Origin of the sequence: Pseudoflavonifractor capillosus (genome assembly GCF_016899775.1) — a bacterium.
Taxonomy (GTDB): domain Bacteria; phylum Bacillota; class Clostridia; order Oscillospirales; family Oscillospiraceae; genus Lawsonibacter.
In genome coordinates, this window is the sequence record NZ_JACJJE010000004.1 from 20334 (window position 1) to 37265 (window position 16932).

Genomic DNA, 16932 nt, shown 5'->3' on the forward strand with positions numbered 1-16932 from the left:
AGGCTCCTTATGTATTGTGACGTAGTTCGGGAGAGGCGCGCAGCGCGCCCCCAGATATGCGGCTGGTATCCTTATAGGGTGTGCGTCTGAAAGAAATGCTCGATCTCCGAGCGGCCGGCGGCCACGGACCCCTGAACAAAGTCGGGCTTGCCGCCGCCCCGGCCCTGGAGGGCCTGATTCAGCTCCTTGACCAGGGGGCGCAGCTCGCCCCCCGGCTGGCCGATGGCGTACTGGTACCCCTGGCCGTCCCGGCCGGAGAAGCAGGCGCACCGGCCGCCGCAGGCCGCCTGGACGGCGGCGGTGAGACGGCGCAGGCCGTCCGGCTTCAGATCCTCCTCAAAGAGGACCACGTCCCCCGCTCCCTGGTACTGTTGGGCCAGGGCGGCAAAATGGGCGTCCTCCATGGTGAGGATGCGGGACTTGAGGGCCTGGTTCTCCCCCAGCAGCCGCTCCACCGCCGGGGCGGTCTCCAGCAGCTTGGCGGAGGTGAGGTTGGAGATCTGGTGGTTCTGCTCCCACACCTGGGACAGATGGGTGAAGGCCCGGCCGCCGCACACCAGCTCGATGCGCACGCCGGAGCGGAATTTTTGGCAGGAGAGCAGCTTCACCAGCCCAACCTGGCCGGAGGAGGACACGTGGGTGCCGCAGCAGGCGCAGGTGTCCGCCCCGGGGAAGGAGACGATGCGCACCTGTCCCTGGATGGCTTTTTTACTCCGGTACTCCAGATGGGCCAGCTCCTCCGGGGAGGGGTAGGTGATCTGAACCGGGTGGTCCTCCCAGATGTACCGGTTGGCCGCCTCCTCCAGCGCCCGGACCTGGTCCTGGGTGAGCTCTACGTTGAGGTCAATGGTGATCACGTCGGCCCCCATGTGGAAGCCCACGTTGTCGCAGCCGTACATGGTGTGGGCCAGGCCGGAGACGATGTGTTCCCCGGAGTGGTGCTGCATCAGGTCGAAGCGGCGGGCCCAGTCGATCTCCCCCTCCACGGTGCTCCCCTCCTCCAGAGGGGCGGAGCAGGTGTGGACCACATGGCCCTCCCGCTCGTGGACCTCCAGCACCTGGGCCCCGCCCAGAGTGCCCAGGTCATAGGGCTGGCCGCCCCCCTCGGGGTAGAAGGCGGTCTGGTCCAGAATCACGTCCCACCCCTTCCTGCCCTGGGCGCAGGAGCGCACCCGGGCAGTGAAGCGGGCGAGAAACGGGTTTTCCTCATATAGCTTTTCCATGGCAGAAACCTCATGTTTTCAAATCTTTCACGGTGGCGGAGAGCATTATAGCACAACAAGGGGGAAAAGGCAAAGGCCGGAGACCGGGCCGGAAAATATATTTGTCAAGGGCGGGGCGCTGTATTATACTGGAGGTGACACGGCGCGCCCGGCGGCGGGACGGTCCCGGGCGTGCGGATGGAAAAAAGAGATGATTCGAGGAGGACGCCCCTATGGAGCTGCTGGAGCAGTGCCGGATCTGGCATGAGAACGACGAGTATCAGAAGATCATCGACGCCCTGGAGGCCATCCCGGAGGGGGAGCGCACCCCGGAGCAGGACCTGGAGCTGGCCCGGGCCTACAACAACCAGGGGGACCCCGGCACGCCGGAGGGCCGGGCGCTGTTTCAGCGGGCCATCGAGCTGATGGAGCCCCACCGGGCGGTCCTGGGGGAGGACTACAGCTGGAACTTCCGCATGGGCTACGCCCTCTACTACCTGGACCGGGAGGAGCAGGCCCTGGGCTATTTCCAAAAAGCTCTGGCGCTCCACCCGGGGGACGACCCGCAGTACAACACGGAGGAGGAAATTCGATTTTTCATCGACGACTGCCGCCGCTGGATCGCCGTACAAAGCGGGGAGGGGATCGTGCTGACCCCGGAGGACGTGGAGGAGCTGGAGGGGATGTGCGAGGGGCCGTCCGGCTACTTCTATAAAATGCTGTCCTACCTGGAGGAGACCATCCGGGCCGGGGTGCGGGAGGGCCGCTTCTCCGTGGCCCAAGCCAGGGCCGACCTGGAGGTTGCCCTGTGGTACTCCTACGCCTGCAACAATGTGGACGAGTACGAGTACTACTACCGGGCGGCGGACTGGATGTCCGATTCGGAACAGGCGGCGGAGGCAGCCGGGAGCGGCATCTGGTACTACCGGTACGCCTGCGCCCTGACCTACTGTTCCCGGCTGGAGGAGGCCCTGGTCTACGCCCGGAAGGGTGTGGAGCTGGACCCGGGCTACGTGTGGGGCTACCTCCAGTACGCCAAGCTGCTCAGCCACTTCGGAAAACAGCAGGAGGCCCTGGCGGCGGTGGACCGGGGGCTGGAGCTGGAGCCCGGGGACTATGAGTTCACCACCCTCCGCCGGGAGATTCTGGAGGGCCGGAGCCTGGAGGAGATGGAGTTCCACTGGATCGACCCCGAGTGCGACCGGCGGCTCCAGGAGGGGCTGGACGAGGGGGAGGCGGACAAGCGCCGGGCCATCTCCCACATCCTCTGTGACCGGGAAAATCTGGCGGCTATCCGGGCGGCCCTGGCCCCCACCGAGTGGGAGGCGGATTCTCCCTATTGCACCTTCACCATCCCCTATGGGGAGCGGACCGTCACCGGCCGCTTCTTCGGCAACGAGGCCGCCCTGTCCAAGCTGCCCGCCCTCTGGTTCCAGGCTCTGGTCCGCCGCCTGCCCGAGCTGGAGCGCCGGGGGAGGACCTTCCTGTCCGCCCGGGCGGGTCTGGGCACCGAGGGGCTGGAGCTGGACCGGTTCACCGTGGGGCTGGACCGGAAGATCGGCCTGATCTACCAGCGGGAGGAGAGCCAGGTGGTCCGCTTCGAGCCCGATTTCTCCCTGAGCGAGGACCAGATGGCCCTGGAGCAGCCGGAGGGGGGCACCTTCCTGGCCTTCGTCCTGCTGGAGCAGCCGGAGTGGGACGGGGAGCAGTTCAAGCGGGACCTGCGGGATCTGTGGGGCATCCCCTGCTTCACCCAGGAGACCGGCGGCGAAGATGGGGAGGGCGCCCTGGTGTTTGAGGCAGACGGCATGACGGCGGCCGTCCACCTCTACCCCTTCCCGGTGCCCCACGGGGAGGCGGAGGAGAACGCCGCCCACAACTACCTGTGGCCCGAGGCCCAGGAGACGGCCCGCCGTCACCGGGGGCAGATCCTGGTCTCCGTCCTGGCCGGGGAGGAGGACCCCCTGGAGGCCGCCCGGCTCCAGGTGAAGCTGGTGTGCGCCGCCTGCCGGCAGGCGGGGGTGCTGGGGGTCTACGCCAACGGCACGGTCTATCAGCCGGAGTTCTATGATGATGCGGCGGGGATGATGGAGGACGGGAGCCTGCCCCTGCTGAACCTGGTCTGGCCCGGCCTCTACCGCCGGGAGGGGGGCCTGTGCGCCTACACCGATGGCATGCGGGCCTTCGGCAGGGACGAGATGGAGGTGCTGGACGCCGACGCGGAGCCCGGGGACCTGCGGGGCTTCCTGTTGGATATCGCCGACTATGTGCTGGAAAACGGCGTGGCCCTCCAGGACGGGGAGACCATCGGCTTCGGCGAGGACCAGCGCCTGTCCATCACCCGCAGCGCCGGGGTGTGGCACCAGGGCATGACGCTGAAAATCCAGTACGCCCCCATGCCGGAGGACTGAGAAGGCAGAGGGGAGGAGACCTTCCTCCGGAAAACCCGTCCATACTCCCGCATGTTTGCGCCCGTTTCCGCATAGACATAGCGGGAAAGGGTGATGGTATGGGGACCAAAGGGAGGCGCGAGGGACTGTTGGAGCGCACCGCCCAGTTCTTTGACCTGCCGGCGGACGTGGTGGCCGGGGTGCCCCGGCTGGAGCTGGTGGGGACGGGGGAGCTGCGCATGGAGCGCCACAAGGGCATCCTGGCCTATGGGGACAGGGAGATCCACATCAGCGGCGGGTCCTATGTGGTGAAGGTGACCGGTGAGGGGCTGGAGCTGCGGGCCATGACCGGCATGGAGCTGCTCATCACCGGGCGCATCGCCGGCATCGAGCTGACTTAGGGGTGCGGCGATGAAGCGGGCCATGAACTATGTGCGGGGGACGGTGACCCTGACGGCCCGGGGCCTGTTCCCCGAGCGGCTTTTGAACCTGTGCGCCCAGGAGGGGGTGCCCTGCTGGGGGGTGGAGTGGACGGACGACCACACCTTACGCCTGACCACATTCCGGCACAAGCTGCCCCTGGTGAAAAAGCTGGCCCAGCGGGCGGGGTGCGAGATCGCCGTGGAGGGCCGGCGGGGGCTGCCGGATTTCCTGGGGCGGTTCCGCCGCCGGTACGCCTTTCTCATCGGGCTGGCCCTCTCCCTGCTGGCGGTGTGCGTCCTGTCCAAGTTTGTGCTCACCATCGACGTGACCGGCAATGAGACGGTGCCCACCGCCCGCATCCTCTCCCAGCTGCGGCTGGAGGGGGTGCGCCCCGGGGTGTACGGCCCCGGCCTGGACCGGAAGGCCGTCGCCCAGCGGGCCCTGCGGGAGCTGGAGGAGCTGTCCTGGATGTCCATCAACCTGTACGGCACCCGGCTGGAGGTGGTGGTGCGGGAGGCGGTGGAGTCCCCGGAGATCGTGGACGACGAGGGGTTCTACGACGTGATCTCCGAGGCGGACGGCATCATCACCCAGGTGGAGCCCATGGTGGGGGAAGCCGCCGTCCAGGAGGGGGACACGGTGGCCAGGGGGGAGGTGCTCATCTCCGGCCTCATCTCCATCCAGCCGCCCCAGTACAGCGACCAGCCGGTGCGGTACTACCCGGTCCACGCCCGGGGGCGGGTGTACGCCCGCACCTGGCGGACCTTTGAGGCGGCCATCCCCCTGGAGGCCCGGGTGAAGCGGTACACCGGGGAGGAGCGCACCCTCTGGTCCCTGCGCTGTCTGGACTTTGGGGTGGATTTTTATAAAAACAGTAGCATTCCCGGGGATGGATATGATAAAATAACCACGGTACACCAGCTGACCCTGCCGGGGGGCCGGAGCCTGCCTATGATGCTTACGGCGGAGCAATACCGCGCCTATGAAACCGAAACCGTCTCGGTGGACCCGGAGGCCGCCCAGGCCCTGCTGGAGGACCGGCTGTTCTCCTATCTGCTGGAACAGATCGGGGAGGACGGCCAGGTGATCGACACCAGCTATACCGCCCGGGTGTCGGAGGGGCAGCTGCATGTGACGCTGACCGCGGAGTGCCGGGAGGAGATCGGCGTGGAGATCCCCAGTACCCGCGAGATCCCGGGGGAGACCCCGGCGGAGTAGGAGAACAAATACCAATGACAGAATTAAGCATCAACCTGGAGCGCCTGGAGGACGCCATCAGCGTCTTCGGCTCCTTTGACGAAAATATCCGTCTGATCGAACATGAGCTGGGGGTCTCGGTGGTGAGCCGGGACTCCCAGCTGAAGGTGTCCGGGGAGGACCCGGAGCAGGTGATGTACGCCGTAAAGGCCATTGAGAACCTGATGGCCCTGGCCGCCCGGGGGGAGCCCATCCAGGAGCAAAACGTGCGCTATGTGCTCCAGCTGGTCCGGACCGGGCAGGAGGAGCAGGTCCAGCACCTGGCCGCCGACGTGCTGTGCATCACCGCCAAGGGGAAACCCATCAAGGCCAAGACCCTGGGCCAGAAGAAGTATATTGACGCCATCAAAAAGAATGTGGTCACCCTGGGGGTGGGCCCCGCCGGCACCGGCAAGACCTATCTGGCGGTGGCCGCCGCCGTGGCCGCCTTCCGCTCCAAGGAGGTCAACCGCATCATCCTCACCCGCCCGGCGGTGGAGGCGGGAGAGCGGCTGGGCTTCCTGCCCGGCGACCTGCAGTCCAAGGTGGACCCCTACCTGCGGCCCCTGTACGACGCCCTGTTTGACATGCTGGGCCCGGAGACCTATCAGAAGTACCTGGAGCGGGGCAACATCGAGGTGGCCCCCCTGGCCTATATGCGCGGCCGCACCCTGGACGACTCCTTCATCATTTTGGACGAGGCCCAGAACACCTCCCGGGAGCAGATGAAAATGTTCCTCACCCGTCTGGGCTTCGGGTCGAAAATCGTCATCACCGGCGATATCACCCAGATCGACCTGCCGGCGGACAAGGTCTCCGGCCTGAAGGAGGCCATGCGGGTGCTCAAGGGCGTGGAGGATATCGCCATCATGCGCCTCACCGAGTCCGACGTGGTCCGCCACGCCCTGGTGCAGCGGATCATCAAGGCCTATGAGGTGGATGAGGAGCGGAGAAATAAAAAGAAGCCCTGAATTTTTGGCGGTTCGCTGCCGAAGGGACACCTCATCCGTCTGGCCTTCGGCCAGCCACCTTCCCCTAAAGGGGAAGGCTGTAAAAGCGTATTCCTAAAGCCTTCCCCCTCGGGGGGAAGGTGTCACGCGAAGCGTGACGGATGAGGGGGCAATGGAGGAATAACCTTTTTCCGGGCGTAGGGCGCGACAACTCGGCGCGCCGTTTTGCAGGACCCGCCCTGTCGGTTATGTTTCTTTGTCCTTTGCATTTGTAGGGCCCGATGCCCTCATCGGGCCGCTTCGGTGTTTTTCTGCGGGGAATTTCGCCGCCTGCGGGCGGCGAGTTCCTTTGCCCACGGCGGCAAAGGAACCAAAACGCCGCCGGGGGACGGCTCAGGATGGACACTTCGTGTCCATATTCGCCTTACCCCCGGTCCCCCATTACGGAGGACGCGTACCTGTAAGGCTGCACAAAATTTCCGGCGCGCAAAATCTGAGTGGCTGGCCTCAATTCCCGCCGGGCCACCTGGCCCTGGGTTTGCAAAAATTGCCGCTGGTGCGGTTCCACACCTGCGCCTGGGTTTCCCGAACCAACGCTCCCGGTAGGTATGCTGTCGGGCCGGTCTGGGACCGGCCCCTACGCGAAAAGGGAGCGGCTTCTATATCCGCTGTAGGGGCGGCTATCAGCCGCCTGCAAGCCTTCCCCCTGGGGGGAAGGTGCCCCAGTGCGCACACTGGGGCGGATGAGGGGGCAATGATAGAACGCTTTTTTGTGTAGGGCGCGACGACCTCGGCGCGCCGCGTATGCGGGCCGGCCAGTGTCCGGCCCCTACGAAATATAAAGCGCCGTAGGGGCGGGTGCCCTCACCCGCCCGCTCCGGAGGAACCCTGCTGTAACCCCCCATCCAATCATTCCCGCCCCAGTGCCCAAAGAACCTCTTGACGCAGGCCCAGGCCGAAGAGATAATAGGCTTGTACCAGCCGGGCGGAGTAGCGCAGGAAGCAGTCCTCGATCTCCTGCATCCGGGCGTAGCCCAGGGTCTGCTCCAGGGACTGGAGCAGGGCGTCGTACTCCGACTCGGCCTCCATAAATTCCGGATTGGTTTTGCAGTATGTATAGATCTGGTGGGACAAGTCCGGGTTATTGCAAAACAGGCTGTCAATGGATTCTTTCATTTTAAAACACACCTCCTGAATTTACGTGGTATAACCGTGCAATTATTATATCACGGTTTAACCGCGTGTCAAGGGATTAGGAGTTATTATGGCAAAATTTTCTGAACGACTAAAAGAACTCCGCCGGGAACGCGGCTTAAAACAGCGGGAGATGGCGGAGATCTGCGGGCTGAAATTACGCAGCTACCAGGACTATGAATATAACCAGTCCTATCCCGAGGTCCCCGGCCTGGTGGCCATCGCCGACTACTTCGGCGTGAGCCTGGACTATCTGATGGGCCGGACCGACGTGCGGGAGATCAACCGCGGGCAGCCCTGAACGTGCCTGCACCCCAAGGAGAGGAGGGACTTACTTCCATGAAACGCCGACTGCGCCGGCTGCTGGCGCTGGTGTGCGCCCTGGCGCTGGCCCTGAGCCTGTCCGGGCCGGCCTCCGCCGCCGGGGACATCTATTTCACCGTCATCAACGACAGTGTGGTGAGCCTCAGCGACAGCACCATGCCCACCTGGTCGGGGGGCGTGCTCTACGTCCCCTACTCCGCCTTTGACGGCAGCAACACTGCCCGCATCGGCTTTGACATCTCGTTCAGCTACAACCGCAGCTCGGGCATGGCCACTCTGTTCAACACCCGGCAGTTTCTCACCTTCAACCTGAACAACAACACCTGCTACAACGCGGTCACCGGGGAGTATCTCAACGGCCGGGCCATTCTCCGCAGCGGCCAGGTCTTTGTGCCGGTGGCGCTGGTGTGCAGCTTTTTCGGCCTGAGCTACTCGGTAATCTCCATTGACGAGGGGTATATCGTCCGGATCAAGGGCAGCTCCGTGGTGCTCAGCGACGCGAAGTTTGTGGAGGCGGCCACCCTCTCCATCTCCCGTGAGCTGCGGGCCTATAACCAGGCCAACCAGAGCACGGCAGCGCCCGGCGTCCGTCCTCCCACCGGCAGCAGCGGGGAGACGGAGACCACCGACCCTCCCATCGAGGAGGAGCCGGACACCGCCGACAGCGTCCCGGTCTATCTGGCCTTCCGGTGCGACGACGACCAGGGGCTCAGCGATATTCTGGACGCCCTGGATGAGAATAACCGGGCCGCGGTGTTCTTCTTCCCTGTGGAGGGTCTGGAGCGGCAGGACGACCTGCTCTACCGCATTCTGGGCAGCGGCCACAGCGTGGGCCTGCTGGCGGAGGGGAGCACCCTGGCCGCCACCCGCCAGTTGCTGGAGGAGGGCGGACGGACGCTGGAGCGGGTGGGCTACACCCGCACCACCCTGGCCCTGGTGCCTGAGAGCCAGCGGTCCGCCCTGGAGGCGGAGGGCTGGGTCTGCTGGGACGAGACGGTGTCCGCCATCCCTGAGGCGGGGACGGGAGCCAGCTCCCACGCCAACGCGGTCATCCGCGCCATCCCATCCAGCAGCCAGCGGGCTTATATCACGCTGGACGCCGGGACCGAGTCGGCCCGGGTGCTCCCCACGCTGCTCACGCGGCTGGAGGCCCGGTCCTACGCGGTGAGCGTCCCACTGGAGACGAGACTATGAGACAGGTTGATCTGACTAAGGCCGCCGGGGACAGCCGGGACCCGGCCCGCGTTGCCCGGCTCACCCGGCATCTAAAGGCCCGGCTGGAGGACTTCGGCCCCGGCGGCCCCCAGGTGGTCTCCGCCGACGAGGAAGCGGGCGCCGTGACCGCCCGATTCCCCGGCCGCGACACCGCCCAGGTGCTCCGGCGCCTGGAGGAGCAGTGCGGCGTCCGGGCCGTCCAGGAGGGGGAGCTGGCCCTGTTCCGGCTGACCCCCCAGGTCCGGTTTGAAGACCTGGACTATGTGTGGGGCTGCCTGTTTGACATTTTAGGCTGAGATGCGCCGGGCGGCCGCCCGGCGCATTTTATATGCAGGGGGAAGGCTTGCGGGCGGCCGCATGGGGCCGCCCCTACGGATGAAACGGCTTCCCCACAGCGGGCGACCGCAAGGGTCGCCCCTACGGTATTTTTCTGGAAAGTGGAACGGCGCGTCCGGGAGGCCGTGCCCTACAAAAGGGCCCCCCGGAGCGGGCGGGTGAGGGCACCCGCCCCTACGGCGTTTTATATTTCGTAGGGGCCGGACACTGGCCGGCCCGCATACGCGGCGCGCCGAGGTCGTCGCGCCCTACACAAAAAAGCGTTCTATCATCGCCCCCTCATCCGCCCCAGTGTGCGCACTGGGGCACCTTCCCCCCAGGGGGAAGGCTTAAGAACACTCTATATGGCAAAATTTTAAGCCGTAAAAATGCACTAACTTTTAAATAAAAATAACGGCTCTGTGTATGCTGAGAATATTCCGAAAAAAGGGCGGTTTGCTATGAAGAAACGAACCCATCTCAGCATACGAATGGATGCGGAACTGCACGATAAATTCAAGTCTGTTTCAGAATTTGAGGGCCGTTCCATGAGCCGGCAGATTTTATATTTGATCCGGAAGTGTGTCAGCGACTTTGAAAAAGAAAATGGCCCGATCCCGGTTGAGAAAGAGGACTCCCCACAATGAACCTGTGGGAATCTTTTCTGGACCTGCTGTTCCCGCCAAAATGCCCCTTCTGCCAGAAAATTCTGGACGATCCCAGGGTCCCGGTGTGCCCGGAGTGCCAGGGAAAGCTCCCGTGGCTTCTGGGGGAGGACGCCCTGCGGGCGGTGGAGAGGACGGCGGGGTGTCTCTCGCCCCTGGCCTACCGGGACGGGGTGCCCGAGGCGGTGCGCCGGTATAAATTCCCGGGAAATCCCAGCTATGGGAAGCCCTTTGGGCTTCTCATGGCTCAGTGCGCCCAGGACAGCCTGACCGGAGCGGTGGATGTGGTGACCTGGACCCCGCTGAGCCGAAAGCGGAAGAGAAAGCGTGGCTTTGACCAGGCGGAGCTGCTGGCCCGGACGGCGGCCGGGGAGCTGGGCCTCCCGGCCCGGAAGCTGCTGGAGAAGGAAAAGGACAACGGCCCCCAGTCCCACCTGGAGGACGAGGAGGCCCGGCGGGCCAACGTCCAGGGGGTGTACCGGCTGACCGGGGAGGACCTGTCCGGCCTGCGCGTCCTGCTGGTGGACGACGTGGTGACCACCGGCTCCACCATGGGGGAGTGCGCCCGTCTGCTCCTGGAAGGGGGCGCGGCGGAGGTCTGGGGGCTGACCCTGGCCCAGGCCCGGAAAAAATGAATCACACAGGGGCCGGAAAACCATGGAAAAATGGCGAAATAATAGTTGAAAACCGGCGTGGGACCCGCTATAATGAAAACTAGTTTGGATATAACCACAAACCGGCGCGGGTATACTAACGCCGGAAATGATCATCAATAAGGTGGAGCGATATGTTTAATTTATTCAGCAAGGACATTGGCATTGACCTGGGCACCGCGTCCGTTCTGGTATATATCAAGGGGAAGGGCGTGGTCCTGCGGGAGCCCTCCGTGGTGGCCATGGATAAGAATACCGGCAAGCTGTTGAAGGTGGGCACCGACGCCCAGGCCATGCTGGGCCGCACCCCCGGCAACATCGTGGCCATGCGTCCCCTGCGGGAGGGCGTCATCTCCGACTACGACATGACCGAGCGGATGCTCAAGGAGTTCATCAAGAAGGTGACCACCTTCTCCCTGTTCAAGCCCCGTCTGCTCATCTGCGTGCCCTCCGGCATCACCGAGGTCGAGGAGCGCGCCGTGGTGGACGCCGGCATCCAGGCGGGCGCCCGCCGGGCCTACCTCATCGAGGAGCCGGTGGCCGCCGCCATCGGCGCGGGCATCGACATCACCAAGCCCGACGGCCACATGGTGGTGGACATCGGCGGCGGCACCGCCGACATTGCCGTCATCTCTCTGGGCGGCGTGGTGGAATCCGCCTCCATCAAGATCGCCGGCGACAAGTTCGACGAGGCGGTGGTCAAGTATATCCGCAAGAAGCACAACGTGCTCATCGGCGACCGCACCGCCGAGGAGCTGAAGATGTCCATCGGCTGCGTATTCCCCCGGCCCGAGGAGGTCACCATGGAGATCAAGGGCCGCTGCCTGATGACCGGCCTGCCCCGGGTGTTCTCCGTCTCCTCCAGCGAGATGATCGAGGCCTTCGAGGAGGTCTCCAGCCGCATCCTGGAGGCCATCCACGGCGTTCTGGAGCGCACGCCCCCCGAGCTGGTGGCCGACATCTCCACCAACGGCATCGTGATGACCGGCGGCGGCTCCCTGTTGTGGGGCTTTGACAAGCTCATCGAGGCCCACACCGGCATCGAGACCCACGTGGCCGAGGACGCCATCTCCTGCGTGGCCGAAGGCACCGGCAAGAGCCTGGACAGCCTGGACCAGATGCAGGACGGCACCATGAACCTGTCCCGCCGCAAGCAGATGAATTATTAAATCTTAACAACAGCCCCGGCGGAAGCCGGGGCTGTTTTTGCAGGAGCGGTTTTCACAGCCGCCTGTGTTCAACAACAAAGGAGGAATTTCAATGCTGTTTGTCTGTTATCCCAAGTGCACCACCTGTCAGAAGGCCAAGAAGTGGCTGGACGAGAAGGGAATCTCCTACACCCTCCGGGACATCAAGACGGAGAACCCCACCCAGGAGGAGCTGCGGACCTGGTGGCAGGAGAGCGGCCTGCCCTTGAAACGGTTCTTCAACACCTCCGGACAGCTCTACAAGGCCATGGACCTGAAGAACAAGCTGCCCGCCATGAGCGAGGAGGAGCAGCTGGCCCTGCTGGCCGCCGACGGAATGCTGGTGAAGCGGCCCATCCTGGTGGGGGAGCAGTTTGTCAAAGTGGGGTTCCGGGAAAAAGAGTGGGAAGAAATCGGATAAGCTGGAAGCTTATGCAAAAGGCGAGCACGGACCATGCAAAATGTTTGGTCCGTGCTCGCTGCATTTCCAGGAGATATTTTGGCGCGGAAGCGGAAAAATCCACCTGAGAAACAGGAAATTAAAAACAAATCAGATATAAATGCGGGAAAATGAAGAAAATTTTGCTCAAAATAGAAAGAAAGAAGGAAAAGAACTTCCGGCAGCTCCTTGAGAATCCAGGAGAGATTGAATAATGATGCATAAAATGGGACTATACATGCAGGAAAAATTTTTGAAATTTTCCCTTTCTTTTTGTGCAGGGTTGTGGTATGATTGTACCAAACGATGGAAGCGAAAGGAAAGAATTCTGTACGAAAGTTACAGAAGTCCCCGTCAGGTGATTTCTGCGGGGAGATGTTCCTGAGCCCACTGCTTGGCGTGGGCCACAAACAGCCGGGTGATGGTGGAGGGAGGCACGTCCTTCTTGACTGCGATGCCGATGTCCCGCACCTGGGGGATGTCGAAGTGTTTGGGCCGCACGCGGTAGCGGTTGGGGTGGAGCATAAGCTCATGGACCACGCTGATGCCCAGTCCGCACTCCACCATGGAGAGGATGGCGTAATCGTCGCTCACCTCATAGCGGATGTTGGGCTTTTGCTGCAGATGGTCCAGGAATTTGGTGATCTCGTAGTCCTGCTCCTCCTTCAGGTTGATGAAATCCTCGCTGGACAGGCGCTCCACCGGATAGACCGGGGCGTCGGCCAGGGGATGGTTTTCCGGCAGAATGACCACCAGGTTGTCCTGGAGCAGGAAGGAGGCCTCCAGATCATTGGGGGCGGGCAGGCTCACAAAGCCGCAGTCCACCAGCCCCTTCCGCAGCCAGGTGGCGATTTGATTGTACTCCCCGTTGACCAGCTGAAAGTCGATGTGGGGATAGAGCTCGTGGAAGGACTTGATGATCTGGGGCAGCCGCCCGCTGGAGATGCTGGAGAAGGCCCCCAGGCGGATGGAGCCGGAGCTGAGCCCGTGGAGCTCGGAGATGGCATAGTTCAGATCTTCATAGTCCTTGCAGATGGCCTGGAGCTTGGGCAGGAGGGTGAGGCCCTCCGAACTGATCTCAATGCCGGAGCGGTTGCGGGTGAGCAGCTTGACGCCCCAGGAGTCCTCCAGGTCGGCGATCATCCGGCTGATGGCCGACTGGGTGTAGCCCAGCTGGGCGGCGGCGTGGGTGATGCTCCCCGTCTCGATGGTTTTTAAATAGGCGATGTACTTACGGATACTCATAAATCAAATAACTCCTTAGCAGTATGGATAGGATTCCCAAAAGCATTCCCCTTTGGAATGAACAGCAGAAAAAAGAATTTCTTGTGTATACTGCCCAGTAATTATATAATAGGAGACAGGAAAATTCAACAGAATCTATACCGAATATTCGGGAAAGTTTTGAATATTTGGAATTGACTGCTGAAACGGAATCCTAGAAGAACGGCGCAAGCCGAAAAATTAAAAGGAGGAATCGTGTCATGATCCGTTTTTCCATCTGTGGTGCCGCCAGCTATGCCTGTGGTGAGCTGCTCCGTCTTATGGTGAACCACCCTGAAACTCAGGTGGCCCACCTGGCCGATAGCTTCGCCGCCGGCCGAAAGATCCAGGACGAGCACCCCGCTCTGGCTGGTTTCTATGACCAGGAGATCCTGCCCTTGAACGACGAGACCGTGGATATGATCGTCAAGGACAGCGACGTCGTGTTTACCGCAGTGGACGCGGGCACCGTGTGCGGCATTGCCGAGAAGGTGCTGGCGGGCGGCAAGAAGTTCATCGACTTCGGCGCCGACATCCGGTTCCGTGACGCGAAGGTTTGGGAGAAGTGGTACCATCTGGACCACCCCAACTATGAGATGACCAAGGAGGCCGTGTACTGCATCCCCGAGATCCAGCGGGATCTGGCCAAGGGCAAGAGCCTCATCTCCAACCCCGGCTGCTACCCCACCGCCACCACTCTGGGCCTGTACCCCGTCCTGAAGGAGGGCATGGTGGTGGACAACACCATCATCGTGGACGCCAAGAGCGGCTACACCGGCGCCGGCCGCCGTCCCGCCCCCAACAAGCTCCTGGCTGAGGCCAGCAACAGCTTCTGCGCCTACGCCCTGGGCGGCACCCACCGCCACACCCCCGAGATCGAGCAGAACATCGCCTACATCACCGGCAAGGACCTGATGAAGCCCGAGACCTGGCAGTTCATCAACTTCCAGCCCCACCTGACCCCCCAGATCCGCGGCATCGAGGTCACCATCTATGCCACTCTGAACAAGGATATCAGCAACGACGAGCTGTATGAGCTGTATCAGAAGTACTACAAGGATGAGTATTTCGTCCATGTGTACCCCGCCAGCAAGCCCGTTCAGACCAAGTGGACCGCCGGCACCAACCTGTGCTGCATCACCCCCACCTATGACGCCCGCACCAAGCGCCTGCTGGTGAGCTCCGTCATCGACAACATCGGCAAGGGCGCCGCCGGCCAGGCCATCCAGAACATGAATATCATCTTCGGCCTGGACGAGACCACCGGCCTGAAGATCGCCCCCATGTATCCCTGATTCATCCATCCAAACAGCGGAAAGGAAGTATGCAGTATGGCTTATAAACTGATCGAGGGCGGCGGCGTTACCACCCCCAAGGGATTCCTGGCAGGCGCCTGCTATGTGGGCGTGAAGAGCCGCAAGAGCGAGAAGCCCGACGTGGCCATTATCTACTCCGAACAGCCCGCCTCCTGCGCGGCCATGTTCACCACCAACAAGTTCTGCGCCGCTCCCGTCATCCTGGACCGGGAGATCCTGAAGAAGGGCAAGGCCCGCGCCGTGGTTATCAACAGCGGCAACGCCAACGCCGCCACCGGCGAGCAGGGCATCAAGGACGCCAAGACCGTGGAGACCGAGGCGGAGAAGCTGCTGGGCCTGGGGGAGGACGAGGTGTTCGTGTGCTCCACCGGCGTCATCGGCCAGAAGCTCCCCGTGGAGAAGGTGCTGGAGGGCGTGCGCCGCATCGTCCCCGACATGAGCGTGGAGAAGGGCACCGACGCAGCCTGGGCCATCATGACCACCGACCTGGTGAAGAAGGAAGTGGCCTATGAGCTGGAGCTGTCCGGCGGCACCATCCGCATCGGCGCCTGCGCCAAGGGCTCCGGCATGATCCACCCCAACATGGCCACCATGCTGGCCTACATCACCACCGACGCCAAGATCGACGCCGCCGTGGTGCAGCCCATGCTGAAGGCCAGCACCGATAAGAGCTTCAACATGATGACCGTGGACGGCGACACCAGCACCAACGACTCCCTGTTCCTGCTGGCCAACGGCGCCTCCGGTGTGGCCGTGGAGACTGAGGCGGACAAGGCCGCCTTCGCCGAGATCCTGGACATGATCTGCATGGATATGGCCCGCCGCATCGCCTCCGACGGCGAGGGCGCCACCCATCTGATGATCGTGGAGGCCTATGGCCTGCCCACCGAGAAGGACGCCAAGCTGGTGGCCCGGTCCATCGCCGGCTCCACCCTGTTCAAGGCCGCCCTGTTCGGCAAGGACGCCAACTGGGGCCGCATCATGGCCGCCGCCGGCTACTCCGGGGCGGACGTGGACCCCACCAAGGCCGACTGCATCCTGAAGAGCGCCGCCGGCGAGGTGGTGGTCATGGAGAACGGCTTCGGCACCGACTTCAGCGAGGAGCTGGCCAAGAAGGTGCTCACCGAGCACGACATCACCGTCATCGTGAACTTCCACAGCGGCGACGGACAGGCCACCGCCTTCGGCTGCGACCTGACCTATGACTATGTGAAGATCAACGGCGACTACCGGTCTTAAGAAGGAGGGCGTGCTGTGAACGACGTAGCGAGCAAGGTTGCCACCTTAATGGAGGCCATGCCCTATCTGAAGAAGTATGCCGGCAAAGTCATCGTCATCAAGTACGGCGGAAACGCCATGATCAATGAGGAGCTGAAGGCCGCCGTCCTCCAGGACGTGGTGATGCTCAAGCTCCTGGGCATGAAGCCCGTCCTCAGCCACGGGGGCGGCCCCGGCATCAACAAGATGCTGGAGCAGCTGAACATCCCCGTGCAGTTCATCAACGGCCTGCGCTACACCTCCGCGGACATCATCCATGTGGTGGAGGCGGTGCTCATCGGCCAGGTGAACAGCGAGCTGGTGGGCCGGATCAACGCCATCGGCGGCGAGGCCGTGGGCCTGTCCGGCATCAGCGCCAACATCTATAAGTGCGTCCAGCGCAGCGAGGAGCTGGGCTTCGTGGGCGACATCGTGGAGGTCAACGCCGCCCCGGTGCAGGCCCTGCTGGACGCGGGCTACATCCCCGTGGTGGCCCCCGTGGGCACCGACGGAAAGGGACAGAGCTTCAACATCAACGGCGACACCGCCGCCGGCAAGCTGGCCAGCGCCCTGGGCGCCGAGAAGCTCATGCTCCTCACCGACATCGAGGGGCTGTGCAACGACATCAAGCTCCGGGATGTAATCAGCTATCTGAACATCGCCGACGTGCAGGGCCTGAAGGATCAGGGCACCATCGCCGGCGGCATGATCCCCAAGGTGGACTGCTGTGTCCAGGCCATTGAGGAGGGCGTCACCAACGTCCACATCATTGACGGAAGAAAACCCCACAGCATCCTGTACGAGGCCTTCACCGACGAGGGCATCGGCACCACCGTGGGCAAGGATGCGCCCAGCGTGGGCATCAAGTGGAAATAATCCCCCAGCGCCATTGGGAGAGGTCCC

The 16932-nt window shown here is 63.2% G+C and carries 17 protein-coding genes; 14 read left to right on the forward strand and 3 right to left on the reverse strand.

Features of this window, described 5'->3' with window-relative positions:
- Nucleotides 1-71 precede the first annotated feature (71 nt).
- Nucleotides 72-1223: an alanyl-tRNA editing protein gene (locus H6B31_RS02070; protein WP_204896983.1), complete on the reverse strand. Its 1152-nt coding sequence runs from the start codon at nucleotides 1221-1223 to the stop codon at nucleotides 72-74.
- 212 nt (nucleotides 1224-1435) lie between these two features.
- Between H6B31_RS02070 and H6B31_RS02080 the strand changes: the two genes are divergently transcribed.
- The 4 genes from H6B31_RS02080 (at nucleotide 1436) to H6B31_RS02095 (ending at nucleotide 6222) form a co-directional block, all read left to right on the forward strand.
- Entirely contained in the window at nucleotides 1436-3613 is a 2178-nt protein-coding gene (locus H6B31_RS02080) for a DUF4261 domain-containing protein (RefSeq protein WP_243418802.1), read from the forward strand.
- Nucleotides 3614-3711: 98 nt separating this feature from the next.
- On the forward strand, nucleotides 3712-3993 hold the full coding sequence (locus tag H6B31_RS02085; RefSeq protein ID WP_204896984.1) for a YabP/YqfC family sporulation protein: 282 nt from the start codon (nucleotides 3712-3714) through the stop codon (nucleotides 3991-3993).
- A 10-nt stretch (nucleotides 3994-4003) separates the two neighbouring features.
- Complete coding sequence (locus tag H6B31_RS02090) at nucleotides 4004-5233, forward strand: sporulation protein YqfD (RefSeq protein ID WP_204896985.1); 1230 nt, start codon at nucleotides 4004-4006, stop codon at nucleotides 5231-5233.
- A gap of 14 nt (nucleotides 5234-5247) precedes the next feature.
- The gene (locus H6B31_RS02095; RefSeq protein ID WP_204896986.1) at nucleotides 5248-6222 is read left to right on the forward strand and encodes a PhoH family protein; all 975 of its coding nucleotides are present in this window, start codon (nucleotides 5248-5250) and stop codon (nucleotides 6220-6222) included.
- Between the two features lie 888 nt (nucleotides 6223-7110).
- Here H6B31_RS02095 and H6B31_RS02100 read toward each other — a convergent pair.
- Entirely contained in the window at nucleotides 7111-7377 is a 267-nt protein-coding gene (locus H6B31_RS02100) for a hypothetical protein (protein WP_204896987.1), read from the reverse strand.
- A gap of 88 nt (nucleotides 7378-7465) precedes the next feature.
- Between H6B31_RS02100 and H6B31_RS02105 the strand changes: the two genes are divergently transcribed.
- From H6B31_RS02105 to H6B31_RS02135, 7 genes are all read left to right on the forward strand, one after another.
- A complete protein-coding gene (locus H6B31_RS02105; protein ID WP_204896988.1) occupies nucleotides 7466-7696 on the forward strand; it encodes a helix-turn-helix domain-containing protein in 231 nt (76 codons plus the stop codon).
- Nucleotides 7697-7734: 38 nt separating this feature from the next.
- Nucleotides 7735-8913 carry a polysaccharide deacetylase family protein gene (locus H6B31_RS02110; RefSeq protein WP_204896989.1) on the forward strand — a complete coding sequence of 393 codons (1179 nt, stop codon included), beginning with the start codon at nucleotides 7735-7737 and terminating at the stop codon, nucleotides 8911-8913.
- The gene (locus H6B31_RS02115) at nucleotides 8910-9230 is read left to right on the forward strand and encodes a hypothetical protein (protein ID WP_204896990.1); all 321 of its coding nucleotides are present in this window, start codon (nucleotides 8910-8912) and stop codon (nucleotides 9228-9230) included. Before H6B31_RS02110 ends, H6B31_RS02115 begins: the two co-directional genes overlap by 4 nt.
- Nucleotides 9231-9710: 480 nt before the next feature.
- A complete protein-coding gene (locus H6B31_RS02120; protein WP_204896991.1) occupies nucleotides 9711-9896 on the forward strand; it encodes a type II toxin-antitoxin system antitoxin in 186 nt (61 codons plus the stop codon).
- On the forward strand, nucleotides 9893-10549 hold the full coding sequence (locus H6B31_RS02125) for a ComF family protein (RefSeq protein WP_204896992.1): 657 nt from the start codon (nucleotides 9893-9895) through the stop codon (nucleotides 10547-10549). Before H6B31_RS02120 ends, H6B31_RS02125 begins: the two co-directional genes overlap by 4 nt.
- 152 nt (nucleotides 10550-10701) lie before the next feature.
- Complete coding sequence (locus tag H6B31_RS02130) at nucleotides 10702-11736, forward strand: rod shape-determining protein (RefSeq protein WP_087291655.1); 1035 nt, start codon at nucleotides 10702-10704, stop codon at nucleotides 11734-11736.
- Nucleotides 11737-11827: 91 nt separating this feature from the next.
- The gene (locus tag H6B31_RS02135) at nucleotides 11828-12175 is read left to right on the forward strand and encodes an arsenate reductase family protein (RefSeq protein WP_204896993.1); all 348 of its coding nucleotides are present in this window, start codon (nucleotides 11828-11830) and stop codon (nucleotides 12173-12175) included.
- Between the two features lie 372 nt (nucleotides 12176-12547).
- Here H6B31_RS02135 and H6B31_RS02140 read toward each other — a convergent pair whose 3' ends face one another.
- Nucleotides 12548-13438, reverse strand: a complete 891-nt coding sequence (locus tag H6B31_RS02140) for a LysR family transcriptional regulator (protein ID WP_204896994.1) — start codon at nucleotides 13436-13438, stop codon at nucleotides 12548-12550.
- Between the two features lie 239 nt (nucleotides 13439-13677).
- Here H6B31_RS02140 and argC point away from each other — a divergent pair, with 239 nt between their 5' ends.
- Genes argC through argB form a run of 3 tightly spaced genes read left to right on the forward strand, consistent with a single transcriptional unit; the run spans nucleotide 13678 to nucleotide 16905 of the window.
- The gene (gene argC / locus H6B31_RS02145) at nucleotides 13678-14751 is read left to right on the forward strand and encodes an N-acetyl-gamma-glutamyl-phosphate reductase (RefSeq protein WP_204896995.1); all 1074 of its coding nucleotides are present in this window, start codon (nucleotides 13678-13680) and stop codon (nucleotides 14749-14751) included.
- 36 nt (nucleotides 14752-14787) lie between these two features.
- A complete protein-coding gene (argJ, locus tag H6B31_RS02150) occupies nucleotides 14788-16011 on the forward strand; it encodes a bifunctional glutamate N-acetyltransferase/amino-acid acetyltransferase ArgJ (RefSeq protein ID WP_087291662.1) in 1224 nt (407 codons plus the stop codon).
- 15 nt (nucleotides 16012-16026) lie between these two features.
- Nucleotides 16027-16905 carry an acetylglutamate kinase gene (gene argB, locus H6B31_RS02155; RefSeq protein WP_346014024.1) on the forward strand — a complete coding sequence of 293 codons (879 nt, stop codon included), beginning with the start codon at nucleotides 16027-16029 and terminating at the stop codon, nucleotides 16903-16905.
- The last annotated feature ends 27 nt before the right edge of the window (nucleotides 16906-16932 follow it).

Coding starts and splice junctions, on each gene's coding strand:
- H6B31_RS02110 (WP_204896989.1), top strand. CDS start 7,735: ATGAAACGCCGACTGCGCCGGCTGCTGGCGCTGGTGTGCGCCCTGGCG.
- H6B31_RS02085 (WP_204896984.1), top strand. CDS start 3,712: ATGGGGACCAAAGGGAGGCGCGAGGGACTGTTGGAGCGCACCGCCCAG.
- argJ (WP_087291662.1), top strand. CDS start 14,788: ATGGCTTATAAACTGATCGAGGGCGGCGGCGTTACCACCCCCAAGGGA.
- H6B31_RS02105 (WP_204896988.1), top strand. CDS start 7,466: ATGGCAAAATTTTCTGAACGACTAAAAGAACTCCGCCGGGAACGCGGC.
- H6B31_RS02120 (WP_204896991.1), top strand. CDS start 9,711: ATGAAGAAACGAACCCATCTCAGCATACGAATGGATGCGGAACTGCAC.
- argC (WP_204896995.1), top strand. CDS start 13,678: ATGATCCGTTTTTCCATCTGTGGTGCCGCCAGCTATGCCTGTGGTGAG.
- H6B31_RS02090 (WP_204896985.1), top strand. CDS start 4,004: ATGAAGCGGGCCATGAACTATGTGCGGGGGACGGTGACCCTGACGGCC.
- H6B31_RS02100 (WP_204896987.1), bottom strand. CDS start 7,377: ATGAAAGAATCCATTGACAGCCTGTTTTGCAATAACCCGGACTTGTCC.
- H6B31_RS02130 (WP_087291655.1), top strand. CDS start 10,702: ATGTTTAATTTATTCAGCAAGGACATTGGCATTGACCTGGGCACCGCG.
- H6B31_RS02070 (WP_204896983.1), bottom strand. CDS start 1,223: ATGGAAAAGCTATATGAGGAAAACCCGTTTCTCGCCCGCTTCACTGCC.
- H6B31_RS02095 (WP_204896986.1), top strand. CDS start 5,248: ATGACAGAATTAAGCATCAACCTGGAGCGCCTGGAGGACGCCATCAGC.
- H6B31_RS02080 (WP_243418802.1), top strand. CDS start 1,436: ATGGAGCTGCTGGAGCAGTGCCGGATCTGGCATGAGAACGACGAGTAT.
- H6B31_RS02125 (WP_204896992.1), top strand. CDS start 9,893: ATGAACCTGTGGGAATCTTTTCTGGACCTGCTGTTCCCGCCAAAATGC.
- H6B31_RS02140 (WP_204896994.1), bottom strand. CDS start 13,438: ATGAGTATCCGTAAGTACATCGCCTATTTAAAAACCATCGAGACGGGG.
- H6B31_RS02115 (WP_204896990.1), top strand. CDS start 8,910: ATGAGACAGGTTGATCTGACTAAGGCCGCCGGGGACAGCCGGGACCCG.
- H6B31_RS02135 (WP_204896993.1), top strand. CDS start 11,828: ATGCTGTTTGTCTGTTATCCCAAGTGCACCACCTGTCAGAAGGCCAAG.